Source organism: Rufibacter ruber (genome assembly GCF_014138425.1).
GTDB lineage: Bacteria > Bacteroidota > Bacteroidia > Cytophagales > Hymenobacteraceae > Nibribacter > Nibribacter ruber_C.
Genome location: NZ_JACJIQ010000005.1, coordinates 290,791 through 310,965, shown reverse-complemented (window position 1 = coordinate 310,965; position 20,175 = coordinate 290,791). Strand labels below are relative to the sequence as shown.

Annotated in this window: 16 protein-coding genes; 3 read left to right on the top strand and 13 right to left on the bottom strand. The window is 50.7% G+C overall.

Going from position 1 to position 20,175, the window contains the following annotated elements; genetic code table 11:
* Positions 1-537 precede the first annotated feature (537 nt).
* From FHS90_RS08200 to FHS90_RS08155, 10 genes are all read right to left on the bottom strand, one after another.
* Positions 538-1,416 (bottom strand): ChaN family lipoprotein, encoded by an 879-nt coding sequence (locus FHS90_RS08200; RefSeq protein WP_182512671.1) that lies wholly within the window; start codon positions 1,414-1,416, stop codon positions 538-540.
* 315 nt (positions 1,417-1,731) lie between these two features.
* Positions 1,732-3,042, bottom strand: coding sequence for an ABC transporter permease (locus FHS90_RS08195; protein ID WP_182512670.1), 1,311 nt, complete (start codon positions 3,040-3,042; stop codon positions 1,732-1,734).
* Positions 3,035-3,949, bottom strand: coding sequence for an ABC transporter ATP-binding protein (locus FHS90_RS08190; RefSeq protein WP_182512669.1), 915 nt, complete (start codon positions 3,947-3,949; stop codon positions 3,035-3,037). Before FHS90_RS08190 ends, FHS90_RS08195 begins: the two co-directional genes overlap by 8 nt.
* Before the next feature lie 632 nt (positions 3,950-4,581).
* A complete protein-coding gene (gene dnaJ, locus FHS90_RS08185) occupies positions 4,582-5,736 on the bottom strand; it encodes a molecular chaperone DnaJ (protein WP_182512668.1) in 1,155 nt (384 codons plus the stop codon).
* A gap of 4 nt (positions 5,737-5,740) precedes the next feature.
* Positions 5,741-6,331, bottom strand: coding sequence for a nucleotide exchange factor GrpE (locus FHS90_RS08180; protein ID WP_066834380.1), 591 nt, complete (start codon positions 6,329-6,331; stop codon positions 5,741-5,743).
* 812 nt (positions 6,332-7,143) lie between these two features.
* A complete protein-coding gene (gene obgE, locus FHS90_RS08175) occupies positions 7,144-8,139 on the bottom strand; it encodes a GTPase ObgE (RefSeq protein ID WP_182512667.1) in 996 nt (331 codons plus the stop codon).
* A 597-nt stretch (positions 8,140-8,736) separates the two neighbouring features.
* Entirely contained in the window at positions 8,737-9,318 is a 582-nt protein-coding gene (locus FHS90_RS08170) for an adenylate kinase (RefSeq protein ID WP_066834376.1), read from the bottom strand.
* Positions 9,319-9,447: 129 nt separating this feature from the next.
* Entirely contained in the window at positions 9,448-9,987 is a 540-nt protein-coding gene (hpt, locus tag FHS90_RS08165) for a hypoxanthine phosphoribosyltransferase (protein WP_066834374.1), read from the bottom strand.
* A gap of 457 nt (positions 9,988-10,444) precedes the next feature.
* Positions 10,445-12,688 carry a sodium-translocating pyrophosphatase gene (locus FHS90_RS08160; protein WP_182512666.1) on the bottom strand — a complete coding sequence of 748 codons (2,244 nt, stop codon included), beginning with the start codon at positions 12,686-12,688 and terminating at the stop codon, positions 10,445-10,447.
* 322 nt (positions 12,689-13,010) lie between these two features.
* Positions 13,011-13,925, bottom strand: coding sequence for a M20/M25/M40 family metallo-hydrolase (locus tag FHS90_RS08155; RefSeq protein WP_182512665.1), 915 nt, complete (start codon positions 13,923-13,925; stop codon positions 13,011-13,013).
* Between the two features lie 212 nt (positions 13,926-14,137).
* On the opposite strand from FHS90_RS08155, the gene FHS90_RS08150 reads away from it, so the two are divergent.
* The 3 genes from FHS90_RS08150 to FHS90_RS08140 are packed head-to-tail and all read left to right on the top strand — an operon-like array spanning position 14,138 to position 17,299.
* On the top strand, positions 14,138-15,421 hold the full coding sequence (locus FHS90_RS08150; protein WP_182512664.1) for a tetratricopeptide repeat protein: 1,284 nt from the start codon (positions 14,138-14,140) through the stop codon (positions 15,419-15,421).
* Between the two features lie 55 nt (positions 15,422-15,476).
* The gene (locus FHS90_RS08145; RefSeq protein WP_182512663.1) at positions 15,477-16,379 is read left to right on the top strand and encodes a GNAT family N-acetyltransferase; all 903 of its coding nucleotides are present in this window, start codon (positions 15,477-15,479) and stop codon (positions 16,377-16,379) included.
* Positions 16,379-17,299, top strand: coding sequence for a hypothetical protein (locus tag FHS90_RS08140; RefSeq protein WP_182512662.1), 921 nt, complete (start codon positions 16,379-16,381; stop codon positions 17,297-17,299). Before FHS90_RS08145 ends, FHS90_RS08140 begins: the two co-directional genes overlap by 1 nt.
* Before the next feature lie 98 nt (positions 17,300-17,397).
* On the opposite strand, the gene FHS90_RS08135 is transcribed toward FHS90_RS08140, so the two are convergent.
* The 3 genes from FHS90_RS08135 to FHS90_RS08125 all read right to left on the bottom strand — a co-directional run bounded on the left by FHS90_RS08135 (position 17,398) and on the right by FHS90_RS08125 (position 19,965).
* Positions 17,398-18,483 (bottom strand): glycosyltransferase, encoded by a 1,086-nt coding sequence (locus tag FHS90_RS08135; RefSeq protein WP_182512661.1) that lies wholly within the window; start codon positions 18,481-18,483, stop codon positions 17,398-17,400.
* 107 nt (positions 18,484-18,590) lie between these two features.
* Complete coding sequence (locus tag FHS90_RS08130) at positions 18,591-19,292, bottom strand: polyphosphate polymerase domain-containing protein (RefSeq protein ID WP_182512660.1); 702 nt, start codon at positions 19,290-19,292, stop codon at positions 18,591-18,593.
* A gap of 10 nt (positions 19,293-19,302) precedes the next feature.
* Complete coding sequence (locus tag FHS90_RS08125) at positions 19,303-19,965, bottom strand: DUF4956 domain-containing protein (RefSeq protein WP_220483018.1); 663 nt, start codon at positions 19,963-19,965, stop codon at positions 19,303-19,305.
* Positions 19,966-20,175 lie beyond the last annotated feature (210 nt).

Below are 20,175 nucleotides of genomic sequence, written 5' to 3'. Positions count from 1 at the left end.
GGCGAGCCCGTGCTGCGCACATCAGCCAGGGGCAGAAGTGTTGATGGTTCATGGTTCATTGTTGCTTGCCTGTTGCGAATGGTTTCCCACATCACGCGCTGGCGCGAGTCTCCAGACGCGTACCTATAGATGAGGGCGGTCTCTGGCTGCTCTCGCGGCGCGGCGGCGAAACCAGGCATTGCTGCTTCGTGCGTATTGAATCCTTAAGGGGAAAAGAAGAGACTCAGAACTCAAGACTCATAACTCAGGACTAACTTTGCTACTCCCCCTTTGAAGGGGGCGAAGGAGGATGTTGACACCTGCCGGTCCACGCATGCCAGAGGGACTTTAACCCGCCACTTGCTCCACGCAGGTCTGATACTCCCCTCCCGGGAGGGGTAGGGGTGGGTTACATACGCCTGCCACTGCAATACTGCCGCTCAAAAGACCTCGTAGCGTCCGGAGGACCTGCGAGCGTCTCTACCAACTTCTGTTTCCGGGCTGTTTTTCCCAAAATTGCCCGGAAACAGAACCTGGGCAGTTGGCTCTAAAGGAAAACTAATACGTCCTTGTCATGGTTTCAAGCACGGCTAACACCACATCTGCCCGCTGCAGGTGCTCTTTTTCCAGCTTCTCCAGTTGCGGCTGCAGAACGGTGGTGACGGTCTTGATTTTCAATTCGGGCCGAAGGCGCTTCAGATACCAGAGAATGCCTTCGTGGTGGTCTGAGTGGTAGGCGCCGTTGAGGTGGAGCAGGTGCTGCCCTGTTTTCAGGTTCTTGCTGATAAAATGGGCCATGGTGGCATCTTTCAGGGCCTGGGCTTCCACTATTTTAGTTGAGCCCGCCGCCGAGGCGCCGTGGGTGTCACTGCCAAACATGCTGAGCATGCGCTTGTAGGCCGGCAGTTCCAGGTCAACCGTAATGGGGAGCAAAGGCAGCCATTGTTTTTCAGAGGGCGGCAGCGCGTCTAAGCCCTGCAGGCTTTCTTTGGCCACTATGCGGGCAGTACGGCGGGGCGCGTTGGTAGCAATTACTTGTAGCCCTTTCTCTTTGGCGAAAAGCAGCACCGGTTTGTAATCAGTGGCAAAATTGGGCCAGGCGCGGCTGGTTTGGGTGAAGGAAGGCTCATCAACCAGGCCCAGCAGAAAGGAATCAACCGCAGCCTGGGTGTCGGCTTCCCACATTTCAGTACCTAGCACGAGCTGCCGGCCGTGCTGCTGGTAGAGGTCTTTGGCCAGCTCCAGCTGAAGCCAATGGGCAATGGGGTCGTTGTGCTGTTCCCCAAAAAACACCACATCGGCGGCAGCCAGTTCTTTGAGCATCTTCCCGTAGTCTATCACTTTGCCAGAGCCGGTGAAAAGGCGGTAAGCAGGTTTGTCCATGGTAAAAGAGCTTAAAAGGATGAACGCGGCCAAGGCCGAAAATATCTTCTTCATGTTTTGGAGCAGTTTTCCGGAAAAGAGGCGAAAAACAGAAAGTATGTAGGCTTAGAAGCTTCTAAATCTGAGAAACAGCAGGATAACGGCAGAGGCAAACGCAGAGAGAGCAACAGCTTTACTTCTATTCAATTGTCTGCATAAATCCTGACCCGTCACGTTGGATATACATGCTGCGGGGGCATCCGTTTCATATTTGAGGCTAACCAGTACATTCACATAAGCAAAGGCTTCAATACATGATGCTAAGAGCAGGAGCACAAGGAGATATTTGCACCACTTCGTTTTTAAGAACCCTGCCATAGAATCACTGCATTAGCCTTTATAGAACAACCACTTAGAAAGCTCCTTATAGGTAATCTTCTTGCCGTACATGAGAATACCCACGCGGTAGATGCGGGCCGCCACCCAGATGGTACCAATAAAACCTGCTACCAGCAGAAACATAGACAACGCCAGTTCCCAGGCCGGCACGCCAAACGGAAGCCGCAGCATCATGACCACCGGCGAGGTGAACGGAATCATGGACATCCAGAAGGCTACCGCGCCGTTGGGGTCTTTCATGATGATGGTCTGCGCCACCACAAACGACAGAATGAGCGGAATGGTGATGGGCAGCATGAACTGCTGGCTGTCGGTTTCAGAGTCAACGGCCGCGCCCACGGCCCCGAACAACGCACCGTACAGCAAGTAACCGCCCAGGAAATAGAACAGGAAGCCGCCCACCAGCAAAGGCACGTTCAGGCTCTCTAACCCGCTCATGATGTCATGTACCTCCTGCGCCTGCGACATATCTTGCGGGTTTTGCATGGTCTGCATGGTTTGCGAGAAGCGGTCTTGGGAAAAGCGCTCCAGGTCAAACGCAGAAGACACGCCCACATAAATAGCCGAGGTAAGCACAATCCAGAGCAGGAACTGCGTGAGACCCACTGCCGCAATGCCCATGATTTTGCCCGCCATGAGCTGGAACGGTTTCACTGAAGACACCATCACCTCCAGAATTCGGCTGGTTTTCTCTTCAATGACCCCGCGCATGATTTGGGCACCGTACAGGAAGATGAAGAGGTAAATCAGGAACGCCCCTATAAAACCGGCAATGGAGGTCACGCCCGCGTTGCTGCTCCTCTCACCTTCGGCGCTCAGGTTCACGGTTCTGATGTTGACCTTGGTTTTGATTTGGTCCAGTACCTGCTGGTTGATGCCAGATTTATTGAATTTGATGGCCTCAATCTCCTGCTTTACCTGTTTCTCCAGAGAGGAGATAACCGTGATGCTCGCGCTTTTCTGGGAGAAGAGCTGAATGCCTTCGGGTTTATCTAAGTCCAGCTTGGGAATATAGAGCAGCGCCGCGTCTTCGGTTTTAAGATAGTCGGCCTTGGCCTTTTCCAGGGGGCCGCCCACGGTTACATATTTGAATTCGTCTGTAGACGTGAATTTACCGGCCAGAAAACCGCTCTCATCCAGCACCTGAATGGTTTTGGTGTCATCAGACATCATCATAATGCCAATGGGCACCACCATGACCAACGCCATGAGCAGCGGCCCCAGAATGGTCATGACAATGAAGCTTTTCTTGCGCACGCGCACCAGGTACTCGCGCTGAAACACTAGCCAAATCTTATCCATGGGTGGGTTGGGTTACGGTCTGTACAAAAATGTCATGAATGCTGGGCACTTTCTCCTGCAGCAGGTGCACCTCTACGCGCTCAATCAGATAGCGCAGCAAATCATTGGGGCCGGTGTTGTTCTCCAATTGGATTTCAGCTTTAAACTCGTTGCCCTGCTGGGTTTGCTGCAGCACCTTGAAATCTGGCGAGGTGATGAGCAGTTTCCCCAGCCCTTCTACATGGTAGGTCTGCGCCCGAAACCGTGCCCGCACCTCTTTCACGCTCCCTGACAGCACAATCTGCGACCGGTTAATCAGCACAATGTCATCACACAGCTGCTCCACAGATTCCATTCTGTGCGTGGAGAAAATAATGGTGCAGCCCTGCTCCCGCAGTTTCAGGATTTCATCTTTGATGATGTTGGCATTCACCGGGTCAAACCCCGAAAAAGGTTCGTCCAGAATCAGCAGTTTGGGCTCATGCAGCACGCAGGAAATAAACTGCACCTTCTGCTGCATGCCTTTTGACAGGTCTTCCACGTTCTTGTTGAGCCAGGTTTTCAAATCCAGCCGGTCGGCCCAGGCCTTTATTTTCACGGTGGCCTCCTCCTTGGTCAATCCGCGCAGGCGGGCCAGATACAGGAGCTGCTCGCCTACTTTCATCTTCTTGTACAGGCCGCGCTCCTCAGGCAAATAGCCAATCTGTTTCACGTGGTCCGGTTGCAGCGGCTGTCCCTCAAACAGCACCTGCCCCTCGTCCGGACCGGTGATTTGGGTGATGATTCTGATGAGCGAGGTCTTGCCCGCGCCGTTGGGTCCCAGCAGCCCGAAGATGCTGCCTTTGGGCACGTCAAACGAGACTTGGTTCAGGGCCTGGTGCGCCTCATAGCGTTTGCTCACGCCTTGTATTTGCAGAAATGGTGGCAAGGGTTTCACGGTTAGTTTGCGTTGGATAAAGCTACGCGAAAGACTTTGCCCGTGCAAACTGGTGTTGTTGCGTTTTCGGCCTGTTTTTGGGAAAACAGGCCGAAAACGCAAGGCCTGGCTCCTTCAAGTTTGAGCGCAGCGGTAACTTGGAGGAGTGTATGCTGCCAGTTTGTAATTGGCGGAATTGGATTCCTTTGAATGCAAATTGCCAGTTGAAAACTGGCCGTATCATAAGCCACAAGTTACGCTAGCGCTAAACTTGCGGCAGGGAAATTGGCTGGCTTAGCAGCGGCAGTTGGCTCAGACGCTCGCAGGTCCTCCGGACGCTACGAGGTCTTTGGAGTGGACGGTTTTGTGTTTCGGCTTGTTTATAAACAGGCATGTAGCGTCGTTACCCTGTAACGACGCAGTTCCTCGCAGCAGTAAAAGTGCCCATTCTTGTGAACCTGACCTGCAAAAGTAGGACCAGCTGTGTGGCACAATCAGGGCAAACGGAGAAGATAGTGTTTCATAGAGCCACGTCGTTACAGGGTAACGACGCTACATGTTGATTAAACTAAAACAGAAATGCCTGACTTCCTTCACGGAAATCAGGCATTTCTGTTTTATCTAAACTCAAGATTCAGAACTCCTTATTGAAAGTACTCCTTCATTTTCTCGAAGAAGCCTTTCTCGTTCTTGCCGGGGTTGGGCGTGAAATTCTGGGAATCGCGTAGTCTTTCCAGGATTTGGCGTTCCTCAGCGTTCACGTTCTTGGGTGTCCAGACGTTGATGTGAATGAGTTGGTCACCGCGGCCGTAGCCGTTGATGTCTGGAATTCCCTTTCCGCGCAGGCGCAGGATTTTGCCGGACTGCGTGCCGGGGTCAATCTTGATTTTCACCTTGCCTTCAATGGTTGGCACCTCCACAGAAGCTCCTAACGTAGCGTCCACAAAGCTCACGTACTGCTCAAACATGACGTTGTTGCCGTCGCGCCGAAGGGTTGGGTGGTGTTCCTCTTCAATCTGGATGAGCAAATCACCGGGAATTCCGCCGCGCTCCGGTACGTTGCCTTTGCCGCTCATGGAAAGCTGCATGCCATCGGCCACGCCGGCGGGTACGTTGATAGAGATGACCTCTTCGCGCAGCTGACGGCCTTCGCCGTGGCAGGCGTCACATTTTTGGGTCACCATTTTGCCTTCGCCGTGGCAGGTGGGGCACGTGCTGCTAGAGACCATCTGGCCCAGCATGGTGTTCACCACGCGTTTAACCTGGCCCTGGCCCTGACAGGTACCGCAAGTTTGCAAAGAAGACCCGTTCTTAGAGCCGTTTCCGTCGCAGACCTGGCAGGATTCGTAGCGTTTTACTTTGATTTTCTTCTCAACGCCTTTGGCGACTTCCTCCAGGTTGAGTTTGAGCTTGATGCGAAGGTTGCTGCCTTTGCGCATGCGTTTGCCGCCGCGCTGGCCGCCGCCCCCGAAGAAGCTCTCAAAACCGCCGCCTCCGCCGCCGAAGATGTCACCGAACTGGGAGAAGATGTCTTCCATGTTCATGCCACCGCCGCCACCGAAGCCGCCGCCGTTCACGCCCTGGTGCCCGAACTGGTCATAGCGCTGGCGCTTCTGCTCGTCGCTCAGAACCTCGTAGGCCTCTGCGGCTTCCTTGAACTTGTCCTCGGCGGTAGGGTCGTCCGGGTTCTTGTCAGGGTGGTATTTGATGGCGATTTTGCGGTACGCCTTCTTTATCTCGTCCTGCGAGGCCCCTTTGGCTACGCCCAGTATTTCGTAATAGTCTCTTTTGGTTGCCATGGTCTTATGCTCCAATCACCACCTTGGCAAAGCGAACCACTTTGTCATTGAGGTAATATCCTTTCTCTACTTGGTCAATCACTTTTCCCTTCATGTCTTCACTTGGAGCCGGAATCTGCGTGATGGCCTCGTGCACATCGGCGTCAAACGGTTGGCCCACAGCCTCCATGGCCTTCAGCCCCTTGTGCTGCAACAGGCTCTGGAACTTGTTGAAAATCAGCTCCACGCCTTCACGCACCGCGTTCACGTCTTGCGCGTCTTTCATGGCCGCCTGCGCCCGCTCCAAATCGTCCAGCACCGGAATCAGGGCCACCATCAGCTCCTGATTGGCGGTTTTGAACAGCTCCAGGCGCTCTTTAGAGGTGCGGCGTCTGAAGTTGTCAAACTCGGCCTGCAGCCGAAGGTATTTGTCCCGCAACTCGTCCAGTTCGGCAGAGCCGTTTTCAGAAGTTTTGGTTTCGCCTTCTGTTTCCTCGCCCTGTCCTTCTGCCTGCCCGGCAGCCGGTTGCTCAGAGGCGGTTTGCTCGGTTGCCTCCTGGTTCTCAGGCTGTAAATTCTCTTGTTCCGGAGTATTTTGTTCAGCTGTGGTACTCATATATCTTTTTACTCTTTTCAGATGTTGATGCTTCTAACTCGTGCCTCATTCTTGGCAACAATTTTGCCAAACCGGCTTTTATGCCAAAGTGGCATTTTCAGGCAAATTCTCCGCCCCCGGCGAATGACAGGACTGACAGAGACCTCATCCCCGGCCCCTCTCCCACGGAGAGGGGAGTTTTGCGTTTTTCGGGCTGTTTTCCTGAAAATAGCCCCAAAACGCAAATAGGAACTTCCTTTTTCCGCTGCCGCGAGTTACGCCAGTTAAAACTGCCAATCATTTCCCCCTCAAGTTACCCATGTGCTTAAACCTGAAAGAAGTACTTGCCAACCGTCTACTGCGGAGTTCCTTCTCTCTTTGGGAGAAGGTTAGGATGAGGGTAATCAAGTTCAAGTTGCAAATGCACAAGCAAAGCAGAGACAAGGGCTTCAGTTCTCGTTTCTTTTTTACCCAAGAACTACCGCTGCCCCCTCACCCTCCAGGGAGAGGGAATGCCGCTTTCCTGTTTTGGGCCTGTTTTGGTGAAAACAGGCCCAAAACTAATTTACCGCGTTTCTCCTAGGGTAATTTTGCTGCCGCAAGTTTAGCGACAGCGTAACTTGTGGCTAAGGGTGATTCCAGTTTTCAACTGGCGACTTACATTCCCCAATCCCTACTTCCGCCAGTTGAAAACTGGCAGTCATTTTTTCCTCCAAGTTACCGCTGCGCTCAAACTTGAAGGAGGGCTTTTCTGTTTTCGGGCTGATTTTAGAAAAACAGCCCCAAAACAGAAACCTCCCCTCTCCACGGGAGAGGGGCCGGGGGTGAGGTCTTTACGCGGTGTTCAGCGCTTTCCAGATCATGTCTTTGAGCTGAGTGATGTTCTTGTTGGTCATGCTGGAGATGAACACCGTGGGCAAATCCTTTGGCAACGTCTCCCGCATTTCGGCCTCCAGCTCGTCATCAATCAAATCTGTTTTGGTGATGGCCAGCAGGCGCTGTTTGTGCAGCAGTTCGGGGTTGTAGGTGCGCAGTTCGTTCACCAGAATCTCGTACTCGGCGGCAATGTCTGGGCTCTCCACCGAAATCATGAACAGCAGAATGGAGTTGCGTTCAATGTGCTTCAGGAACCTGATGCCCAACCCTTTGCCTTCAGACGCACCCTCAATAATACCGGGAATGTCTGCCATCACAAACGACTTGTAGTCACGGTAGGCCACTACGCCCAGGTTGGGCACCAGCGTGGTGAACGGGTAATTGGCAATCTTCGGCCGCGCGGCCGAAACCACCGACAGCAGCGTAGATTTACCGGCGTTAGGGAACCCTACCAGACCCACATCTGCCAGCAGTTTCAGCTCCAGAACAGTCCATTCCTCCAGGCCGGGCTCGCCGGGTTGGGCGTACATGGGCGTCTGGTTCGTGGGCGACTTGAAATGGGCGTTGCCCAAGCCGCCACGCCCGCCAGGAGTAATGATTTCCGTTTGACCGTCTTCCGTGATTTCGGCTTTGATTTCACCGGTCTCGGCGTCACGGGCGATGGTGCCGATGGGAACCTCCAGAATGATGTCCTTCCCGAAGGCGCCGCTGGAGTGGCTGGGACCGCCGTTGCCGCCGTTCTCGGCAATCACGTGCTTCTGGTACTGCAGGTGCAGGAGCGTCCAGAGCTGGGCGTTGCCTTTCAGGATGATGTGGCCGCCGCGGCCGCCGTCACCGCCGTCTGGGCCGCCTTTGGCCGTTTTCTTGTCGCGGTGCAGGTGGGCAGAGCCGCCCCCGCCGTGGCCGGAGCGGCAGCAGATTTTAACGTAATCTATAAAGTTTGATGTTGACACAGCTGGTCTCTTAAATTCTTGTGTGTGACTGGCTTCGGCGCACGCCGAAGGCCCTTCTTTTAACGTTCTGTTTTTGACCTGTTTTCTGAAAAAGAGGCCAAAAACGGGTTTGTTCCTATCAAGGAATTAGCTCATGAAACGTGAACCTACCCCTCCAAGGAGGGGAATTTTCCTTCCGCATTGCGGATGATGTTGCTCCGCCACTGACGGAAATTACTTTTTCTCACTGCTCTGTGTTTCCGTCTGCCTCTGTTCTCTCTGCTCTTCCGGATTTGTAATCCGGAAGTCAATATTCTGGGGCGTTGCAATTCCCGTTACTGCAATTTTAATCAGCACGCGCCGCGGATTACAACTCCGCAGGTACTTAGTTCGGGATTGCAAGTCCCGAACAGCAGATTGCTGAAAACACATCAGTAAAACCCAGCCCAATCCTTCCAGAACCAGATTTCCGCTTTGCGGAGGTCATTTTAGGTTTATGCGTTTCTCCTACAGAAGCCCATAACACCCTGCGGGGCAGGAAGATTCGCTCAGGAACTAAAAACCATCTGACAATTTCTTATCAGATGGTTTCTGTGGTTTTATATGGTGCCAGGCTGCTTAAACCGCCTGGCAGGCTTCAATCACTTCGCAGCTTTTGTTGAAGATTTCATCAATCTCGCCAATGCCGTTGATGGCGTAGAATTTGTTCTGCTGGGCGTAGTAGTTGGCCACGGGGGCGGTTTTGGTATTATACTCCACCACGCGCTTCTGAATCAAAACCTCATCGGCGTCATCTGGTCTACCGGAGGTCTGGCCGCGCAGCAAGAGGCGTTTCACCAATTCTTCTTCTGGCACCTCAAGGGCTACCATGCAGCTAATGCCCTGGTCGTACTTTTGGAGCAGTTGGTCCAGCGCCTCGGCCTGGGGCACGGTGCGCGGGAAGCCGTCAAAAATGAAACCGGCGGCGTTGGGGTTCTGGGCCAGCTTAGACTCAATCATGCCAATCACCACCTCATCGGGTACCAGCAAACCAGCATCCATAAGACCTTTCGCCTTGAGTCCTAACTCGGTTCCCTGGGCAATCTCAGAGCGTAACAAATCACCGGTAGAGAGGTGAATGAGTCCGTATTTCTGTATCAGTTTCTGGCTTTGCGTGCCTTTGCCTGCGCCCGGAGGACCGAAGAGTACGATATTCAGCATGGGTATTTGAATTGTGAGATGACAAAAGTAAGAAGAAAATCTTGGAAACCCCAGTTTTTCAGGGCACAAGGTTGGGCCGTCTACTCCTGTTTTGGGGCTGGTTTCCAGAAAACAGCTCCAAAACAGAAACTACATCACCTTGTAGATATCCCGCAGGTTTCGGCCCAGGCCGTTGTAGTCCAGACCGTACCCCACCACAAAGTCATTGGCAATAGACATGGCCGGGTACTTGATCACGAGGTTGTGCTGCAGGCTCTCTGGTTTGATCAGCAGGGTGGCCACCTCCAGCGAGGCCGGACCTTGCTGGCGCAGCTGCGGCAGCAGCGCCGCCACGGTATGGCCGGTGTCTACAATGTCTTCCAACACCACCACGTGCCGGTCTTTGATGTCTTCGTTCAGGCCCATGATTTCTTTCACGCTGCCGGTGCTCTGCATGTCTGTGTAAGAGGCCAGCCTGATGAACGAAATCTCACAGGGCGTGCTCATCTCTTTCATCAAGTCTGCGGCAAACATGAACGAGCCGTTCAGCACCGCCAGGAACAACGGCCGCTTGCCGCGGTAGTCATGGCTGAGGCGGGCGGCCACAATCTCTACGCTGTGCAGGATTTTACGCTCTGGAAGATAGATACTGAACTGCTTGTCGTGAATGGTTACCGGTGGGTGGTGCATGGGTTGTTTAAGTAGGGAGCATCAAATTTGGGGAATAGAGGGGGAAAATAAAAGTAAAAAGGCCTTTTCTGCCGTGGCAGGTCCAAAAAGGCCGGCGGTTTGGCTGGCTTTTTGCCATAAGCTTAACTATTTTCTTTTCTCAGATTCATGGCGCAAGCGTCCGCTTGTGTCCACGCATTTCTTTATTAACTTCATCAAGATTTACTTATTGGAATAACTCCTAATTTTCCGGAAATCTGTTTTCAGCCTGTTTTGGGAAAAATAGCCCAGAAACGGAAAACCTGTGAGGTTTTGGAAGTCTTACAGGTTTGAGTTAAGGCAATGCGTACGGGCACAAGCGGACGCTTGCGCCATGAAAGAGATTGCTTAAATTGATTTGTACAAAAAAGCACGTTCCGTTTTCAGTCTGTTTTTGGAAAAACAGGCCGAAAACGGAACGTGCTGCTGGTAAAAGCTACTAATTCACCTGCTTAGCAGGGACCGGGTACTGGGCAGTGGCCGCTGGCGCAGCTTTCTCCACCCGCTGAATAGCACCTTCCAAATCAGGACGGGTTTCAGGGGCCGGTGGCGGCGTTTCGCGTACCGCAATGTGCGGGGCAATCACCAGTGACACAATAGACATCAGTTTAATCAAGATGTTCATAGACGGGCCGGAGGTATCTTTGAAGGGGTCACCCACGGTGTCTCCGGTTACCGAAGCTTTATGCGGCTCTGAGCCTTTGTACTCCATCACGCCGTTGATCATCACGCCTTTCTCAAAAGACTTCTTGGCGTTGTCCCAGGCCCCGCCGGCGTTTGACTGGAAAATGGCCATGAGCACCCCGGCCACCGTTACCCCGGCCAATACACCGCCCAAAATCTCGGCGCTGGACACCTCCTCAAACACACCTTTCAGCCCGAAGCCCACCAACAACGGTACAATTAACGCAATCGCGCCCGGCAGCATCATTTCCCTGATGGCGGCTTTGGTAGAGATGGCCACGCATTTGTCATATTCGGGCTTGCCCGTACCTTCCATGATGCCCGGAATCTCCCTGAACTGTCGGCGTACTTCTTGCACCATGGCCATGGCCGCCCGGCCCACCGCACTAATGGCCAAGGCCGAAAACACGAACGGAATCATGCCGCCAATGAACAAACCTGCCAACACGGGCGCTTTGTACAGGTCAATGGTACTAATGCCCGAGATACCCACAAACGCAGCAAACAAGGCCAGCGACGTCAAGGCCGCCGAGGCGATGGCAAAGCCTTTGCCCGTTGCGGCGGTGGTGTTGCCTACGGCATCCAGAATGTCAGTGCGCTCGCGTACTTCTTTGGGCAGTTCGCTCATTTCAGCGATACCCCCGGCGTTGTCGGCTATGGGCCCAAAGGCGTCAATGGCCAGCTGCATGGCGGTGGTAGCCATCATACCGGCGGCGGCAATGGCCACCCCGTAAAGCCCCGCCACCGAATACGAGAACACAATTCCGGCCGCCAAAACAATAATGGGTAGGGCCGTGCTCATCATGCCCACGCTTAAGCCAGAGATGATGTTGGTAGCCGCCCCCGTAGAGGATTGCTGCACAATGGACATCACTGGCTTCTTGCCCATGGCGGTGTAGTACTCAGTGATGATGGAGATGAGCGTACCTACAATGAGACCAATAATGACCGCCCAGAAAATGCCCATAGACGTGAATTCATAGCCGCGCAGGTTCAGGGTCTCGGGCATGAGCCAGTCAATCACAAAGTAAGAGGCAATGGCCGTCAAAGCCACTGAAGACCAGTTGCCCATGTTCAGGGCCGCCTGCACGTTTCCGCCTTCGCTCACGCGCACGAACAGCGTGCCTATCATGGAGAAGATAATGCCTAGACCCGCAATGAGCATGGGCAAAATGATGGGCGACAAGCCGCCAAAGTTGTCTGTCACGGTGATTTCACGGCCCAGCACCATGGTGGCTAAGATGGTAGCCACGTACGAGCCGAACAAGTCAGCGCCCATCCCGGCCACGTCGCCCACGTTGTCACCTACGTTGTCAGCGATGGTGGCGGGGTTGCGGGGATCGTCTTCGGGGATACCGGCTTCTACTTTCCCCACCAGGTCAGCGCCCACGTCGGCGGCTTTGGTGTAGATCCCGCCGCCCACCCGGGCGAAGAGGGCAATGCTTTCCGCGCCCAGCGAGAAACCGGTGAGCACTTCCAGCGCAATTTCCATCTCTTCACTGCTGGCGCTGGCGCCTGAGCGCTGCACAAACCAGTAGTAGAAGGCAATGAACAGGGAGCCAAGGCCCAGCACGGCCAAACCCGCCACGCCCATGCCCATGACCGCGCCGCCGGTAAACGACACATTCAAGGCTCTGGACAAGCTGGTTTTAGCGGCTTGGGCGGTGCGCACGTTGGCTTTGGTGGCAATGCGCATGCCTATGAACCCGGCCAGGGCCGAAAAGATACAACCAATCAGGAAAGCGCCGACAATTATAGGTGAGGACTTCTCCCCTACGTACCCTAAATAGAAAAGGAAAATGGAGGCGATGATGGCAAAGTAGGTGAGCACCTTGTATTCTGCCTTCAGGAAGGCCATGGCCCCCTCCGCAATGTACCGGGCAATGGTGCTCATTTTTTCATCACCGGCATCTTGTTTGGTGACCCACGCTGATTTGATGGCGGTGTACAACAAGGCTACCAGTCCAAAAGCGGGAATGGCGTAGAGAATTGTCTGCATAGAGTAACGGTTTGTTTGTTAGTTGAACGGTTGTAAGCGTACTCGTAAGCTACTTCTGCCCTGCCAATGGCCTAACCCTCTACTTCTCTTTCGCCCGGTTGCCGTTACACAGATGTATAATCTCTGCTGTGTGTTTTTGGCCTGTTTTTCAGAAAACAGGCCAAAAACGGGTGGCCTTAAGGCTGCCTTAGATCAAAATAAAAATCAAATCATTAGCAGGAATAAAACTGAATTTAACTCTTAGACCTTACCTAGGTCTGTTGTGCAAGCTAAGGTTTCTCCGCTAAAAAACAAATAGGTTTTATATTCTATACGGCTTCTTCTACAGTTTCTGCATCAGGTGTTTATAGAGGTCTACCATGGCGTATATGTCTTTTTTGTGCACCAGCTCGTCTGGGGAATGCACATGGTCTTCGGGCGCGCCAATAAAGCACCAGTCCCAGGGAATTGGGCCGTAGTGCAGCTCCTTGCCGTCTGACCCGCCAGAACTCTCCACCTCTATCTGGTGCGGGATGTTCGCCTCTCTGGCCAATTGGATGATCTTCTGTACAAAACTCCGGCGCGGAATCAAAGAATCGCGCAGCGAGATGGCCACGCCTTCGCCGGCACGCACCCCTTCGGTCACCCACGTGATATCAGAGACGAGCGCCTGTGTGACGCCGTACGTCTCATAAATGTATTTGGCCAGATAGCCCACTGAGCCGCCGCCCGTCTCTTCCCAGCACCCGAAGGCGATAATGCCGTTTTCCAGTGTCTGGGCCACCTGCAGGGCGCTCCAGACGCCCAAGCGGTTGTCCAGGTAACAGCTTTGTACGGTGTCTTCAGTCTCCCGGAAATCACATTTAAAAACCAGCTCGGTGCCCCGCTCAATCTCCCGCTCAAAGTGGTAGCGCAGCTCGTGCTCTTCTTCGTCTACCTCCAGTGTGCACTCAATCTTGCCCTGGCTGTCTTCGCCCACCAGCGTATACCCGGCTTCGGCCACGGGGCCGCCAATCTTTATCAGTTGTTTGCCGTACCGTACCATAAAGCCAATGGAGTCCATGTGGGCAAAGATGACCGTGCGGGGCTCCCCGAAGACCAGGAGCAGACAGTCCTGAAACCCTTTGCCGTGAAGGATTTGGGGCCGGGCTTTCCAGCGCGCCTGCTGCTCCTGCACATGGTGGAGCAGAAACTCTTTCATCTTCACCTCATTGCCTGACGGCGCATGTATCTGGCAGAGCTGGTGCAATAATTCCATAGTTGTTCGTTTTTTCAAAGTAAGGGATTTCTTTTGGGAAGAACTGTGCGTTTTGGGGCTACTTTTGTAAAAACAGGCCGAAAACGGCATACGTATTAGTACGTAAATTGAAACCTACTTTGGGCAACGCTTGTTGTGTGGGCGACCACCGGCCGCGCGTTCACCCATACTTACAACCAGATAACGCGGCTCAGGCAGTTTTAATGAAGTTAATGAAAAAGACCCTTTTCCTGCTCCTCCTGCTCTTAGGTTTCTTTCATGCGAAAGCCCAGGTGCCTGACTCCACCAGACAGGATTCTACCAAACAGATTGACCAGAAACTTCTGGACTCTTTGCAGGCCAGTATTCTGCTGGACTCGGTTGAGATTGTTCCGCAGGCGCTGAACATAAAAGGCTGGCTTCTGCTCAATGAAACCATCATGGATGAGCTGAGCGGCGCGGTGGACAACATGTACAACTTCAAGTTTGAGAAGGCGGAGCGGCAGTTCAAATCATTGCGCAGACGCTACCCCAGCCACCCCATGCCGTACTTTCTGCTGGGGCTGAGCAACTGGTGGAAAATGGTGCCCTCTAACATCAATGACACCCGCTTTGACGAGGTCTTTCTGGCGTACATGGACACCACCATTACCCTGGCCGAAGACCTTTATGACAAAGACAACAAGAATTTAGAGGCCGCTTTCTTTTTGTCGGCGGCCAACGGCTTTGGCGCCCGCCTGCACTCTGAGCGCAAGAACTGGCGCAAGGCCGCCATCATGAGCAAAGAAGCCCTGGAATACCTGCAGAAAAGCCGCAAAGCCAACGGCCTGAGTGATGAGTTTCTTTTTGGCGAGGCACTTTTCAACTACTACGCCGTCTGGATTCATGAGCATTATCCGCTGCTGCGGCCGGTTCTCTTCTTCTTCCCCAAAGGCAATAAGAAATTAGGCCTGCAGCAGCTGCAGCAAGTGGCCTTTAACGGGTTTTACACCGGCACAGAGGCCAAGTTTTTCCTGATGAAGATTTACGCCAATGACTCCAGAAACGGGTCGGCGGCCATGGCCTTGTCCCAATACCTGGCCAGCACCTACCCAGATAACCCCTACTTTCAGCGGTTTTACGCCCGCATGGCGTTTTCTGAAGGCAACTTTGGGGTGGCAGAGCAGCTATCCTTGCAAATTCTGGAGAAGATCAACCAGAAGGTATTTGGGTACGAAGCCATCAGTGGCCGCTACGCCAGCTTCTTTTTAGGCTATATCCACCAGCACCGCACCCGGGATTTAGCTAAAGCCAAGGCTTATTACCAACAATGTATTAGCTTTGCTGAGCAGAGTGGGGAGAAAGAATCTGGGTATTACATCTCCTCCTTTGTGAACCTGGCCCGGATCAGTGACAAGGAGAAGAATGTGAAGCAGGCGAAACAGTACTATGAGACCGTGGTCAAGTTGTCTGATAGTAAGTCTGCTTCAGAGAAAGAGGCGAGGGCGTATTTGAGGAAGAATAGGAAAGTGAAGTAAATAACTTTGCTTCCTGAAAATAGATATAGAATCACAAAAATTCAGATAACCCGCTATGGATTATGAAGTAAAAATCATTGACTTAGAGGCTCCTGGAGTAGGAGATCAAGTTGCCTCATTGATCAATACCACCTTCAACCATAACCTAACCTGGCAGGAGATCAAGCTGAATACCTATTATGATAACTCCATTGCAGGATCGCCCCCTAGCTTTTATGTTGGGGCCTTTGACAGAGATAAGCTTATAGGTTTTACTGCTTATAAGTCGCATGATTTTCTATATAATGGAGAAGTAGTTAATTGTTTTCACCATTGCGTAGTCTGTACATCCAATGAATACAGAGGCAAGGGAATATTTCCTAAAATATTAGAGTTTGGTAAAGCCGAGATTTTACGTTTAGGTGGCGGATTTGTCTACGGTATCCCGAACCATAACTCAGGCCCTGTGTTCAAAAAACTGAATTACAAGTTCTTTGGTCCATTCCAGAAGGTAAATGTGTTTAATATTCCTTTTCTTTTTGAATCGGCGTTTAAACCATGGACCGAAAATGATATACTTTACTCGTCTGATTCTTATTTCCAGAATGATTTTCAACTTATTGATTCAAAAAGGAAAGAAGAAGGAGATGCCATTATTGTGGTAGAAGATTTTGGAAACGTGCTTTGGGGCAAGGTTCTGCATAAGAAAATGGGCCCTGTGAGGGTTTCCTATTTCAGCGTGGGCGGAATGATAGTCAACAAACCACACTTTTTTAAACAGACGGTGAAAAAGCTTTTCAAGAAGCACTCTGTACAGTTTGTGCAGTTTATTTTTCACAATACTTCAATTTTCAAAAACCTCTTCAACAAGCCTGTTGATGCCGCATTTGTTGAACCTTTTGTAGTGTATGACCTAAAGGCAAAATTACCTGAAAAAGCCTCTTTCAACTTCATGCCGGGCATCAAAAACAACTTTTAATGAAGACATTACTAAAAAAGGCTCTTTACCAGTTTAAGTCTTACCCTATTCCCTCTTCCTACAATCTACAGCTGGGGTATATTTTTCATACAGAGATGGTGTTCAATGACAAGATGTTCAAAGACCTGCTCCATTTCTGCAGTGAATTCAAAGCCATTACCGGAACACAGCCTATTTGCACTGTTATGTCTGGTGTAAGCCCTAAAGTGGCTGACGGTATGCGCCAACACAAATGTGAGGACAAAAAGTTGGCAGACAGATATCATGAATTAGGCGGTTTTGCCACTTTAGGTTACCACGGCCATTTTTACCTTAACCCTGCACTATTCAAACGCAAGGAAGCCGAGATTAGAAGCAACAATTTCTCCAAACAGAACCTGAAGGAACAATTCACCCGTGACTTGGAATGGTTCTCCTCCCACAACCTACCCCATAACGGTTTATATGCGGCAGGTTGGTGGTTTATGAACCAGCACCTGCTGGCCATGCTCATTGAGGCGGGGTTTGCCTATGATTTCAGCTTTTCTAAGCATATCCACTTCAGAAACCAATTCTCTCACAAGCTCATGCTGGAAAATGAACTAAGAGCCGGGGAGCCATTTGAAATAACCATTCCCGGGCAAGGCAGTATCAAAGAGATTCAGAATTTGACTGGCTCCCCCTCTACCCCTCATTTTCAGGACTTCACCAGAAACCTACTTCATATTTTAGACCCTAGCCAGCCTAGAGTAACAGGCGTAATCAACTCCCATGATTATGACCTTGACCTGAAGAACACATTACTGTTATTCAGGAATCTGGAGAAGCTATCTAATGTCTCTTTCTTTGACGCAAACCAATTACTTGACAAGCGCCTTAACCTGAGTTATAAACCTGTCTCCCTCTCCTCTACCCTATTTGAAGGCCCTTCTCTAACATAACTACATTTTACCTTTAAACCAAGTATCCCGTTTTGGGGCTATTTTCGTGAAAACAGCCCCAAAACGGGATTCTTGGTTTAAAATATATTTACGCGGCCTTAGTCAAAGAGAGACAAAAACGTTCTGGTATTGGAATTCACAGAATACCTTGCCTCCACAGTTTCACGGGCCACCATCCCTAAAGTCTTAGAATTAGTACTTCCTTCTAACAATTGCCTTAAATAGGTTTCCCACTCCTCTTGGCTGGAGCAGATATAGCCATTTACGCCATGTTCAATTATTTCTGTGTTCACTCCCACAGGAGATACCAGAGTAGGCACCTCCAGAGACATGTATTGAAGCGCTTTGAACCCGCATTTCCCTTTGGCCCACTTATCATCAGTGAGGGGCATTACCCCTATGTCAAAATACCTCAAATCGGCAATCTCCGTTTCCTTAGACCATTTCCTGAAAGAAAAGGATTTCAGGGGCAACTCTGGATTTTGATTGGATATCACACAGAACTCAAAGTCAAACTGCTCCTCCAACCGTTGTAAGACAGGTACAAGCGGCAGTAGGTAAGGCATAGTAGAATGTGTACCAGTCCACCCTATGACTATCTTCTGCTTCTGTTGCTGGGGATATAAATAAGGGTTGTGCAAGTGTACGGTATCAATGGTGGTAGGATTATGCACCACCTGTTTGTTAAACTGTGCGGCATACTGGCATAGATACCGGTTCCCACAACTTACTTTCCAGGCCCATTGACAAATGCTGCCCACTTTTTGATGCCACTTAAGCCCTGCCGCTATCTTATTCTGCTCAGAGGTATTGGCCAGCCAGATGGCGTCATCAAAATCATAGATTAGCTTCTTACGCCAAATTTTGGCAGCCATCCATTCAAAAACAGGAGGCCCCAAGGGAGCGGCTTCCCGGTGAACAAATACGAAATCGTACTGGGGCACCACCGCCAAAACCTGCCACAGGCGCTTCAAAAACCCTTTCAAGATCCCCCATGCTTTTGCAACCACTTTACCTGGGTGATAAAGGATACGCCATGTGTGGTCGTCTAGAAAAGGTGCGAGTTTATAATCAATATGGTGTTGGTCTAAGGCAAGAAAATATTGCTCAAACCTGAACCGCTGTGACGGTGCTTCACCTGGCGGATAAGGAATCCAAAAAAGTACTTTTTTCTTCTTGGGCATAGTTAAAGACTCATCTGGAACCACTACGGTTATGGCTTTGATTCATACCAGGATGGGCAAGCAAGAGGTGGAGCTAGAATCCTATTTCTGAGGTGTTCCTCTTTTTCTCAATCGGTTCTGAAATAGAGGCTATCTACCCCTCTCACATATTTTGAGCTCTTGGTCAACAGAAAAGGGAAATGGGTGGAAATATTTCTTGCCTCTACATCCTCTTCTCTGTTGTATTTCATCTCCATGATCACAGAGTCTCTTTCCAGGTTTTTCTCCAAAGAGATTGGACGCAGAAAACTGATCTTATGAAATGTCAAATTGCTGTCTATGGTAATCCTGAACTTCTTATCTAAAGAAAGATAATAAATTCTGTCATAACGGTTCAGCAGCATGGGGTGCAGGCAAGATACAGCATCTAAGACATATTGAGGCAAGTTTGAGTTTCTGAGCACTTCCAGAAAAATCTCTTTGCTGAAGTTTTCATCTAACGTAAATGGAGCTAATCTGTAGGAATCTTTGTACCCCATGAGCCCATTCTTCACCTTGAACTCCAGCACAGGCTTCTTCTTAAATCCATACAGCTCCCCATACCATCTAATACGCACTTTAGCCCTGTGTTGGTCTCCCTCCACATTATCAAAGTAATCTCTCAGACCTAGTGTATCAAAATAGATGTTATTGATGGTTCTGGGATGGAAAATAGGGACAAACCCCTTGGGGTGAAACAGAGCGGCCTGTTTCACCTCATTCAAGGAAACATTCCTGATCAGGTACTTGCGCTCAAACCTGTACGCGTTCTTGTCAACCTTTTTTGCCAAAACAACTTCTTTAAAAGTCCCTACTAGTGTCCATGAAGGTTACGTTCAGGTTAGGATACGTGCCCTTCAATGTATTGCGCATCTTCTCCAGTTGGTCATAATCATCAACCTCCACCACAAAGGAGGCTTCCAAAGAAGTACTGGTTTCATCTGTGCGTTTTAGCTTCACGCCAGACAGGCTGGATCTTAATATTTGCACCACTTGGTTCAGGTCTGGCACCTGATCATCATTATTAGAAATGGTGAGGTAAAGGTTCTGGTAATCTAGCGGCTTTTGGGCACGGTTCTTAAACCAGATCACAATGGTAAAGCCTATAAAGGCAATCACTGTTAAAATGCTTAATCCCGCACCACAACCCAAGCCAATTGCAATGGTTAAGAAGATGTACGTCAGTTCCTCTGGCTCTTTGATGGCAGATCTAAAACGTACAATAGAAAGTGCCCCTACCAGACCAAGGGAAAGCGCCAATGAACTTTTCACCACAGAGATGATGAACATGGTGGTCAAGGCTAATACCACAAAATTCCTGGCGAATACTTTTCTGTTAGAAAGGGAGTGCCCAAACTTTTCATAGAGCTTGCCCAGGATATAGGCCAGAGAGGCGCAAACTAAAAAACTGAAGATGAAGTTGGGCAGGTTTCTGTAGGAGAACCCTGCCAAGTTATCAATCACAAACCCACGTAGAAGTTGAGCAATATCCATTTAGAAAATATTATAGAACGAATAATTACAAAGTTAAAGTAAAAGCCCCTCTTATTCAATTCCACCATCCGGCAAAACCATTTCAAGGCCTGGCATATGTACAAGTTACGGTTACTGTGTTAGAGCACCTAAGCCGTTTTCAGTCTAGTTTTCATAAAAGAGGCCAAAAACAGAGCATTC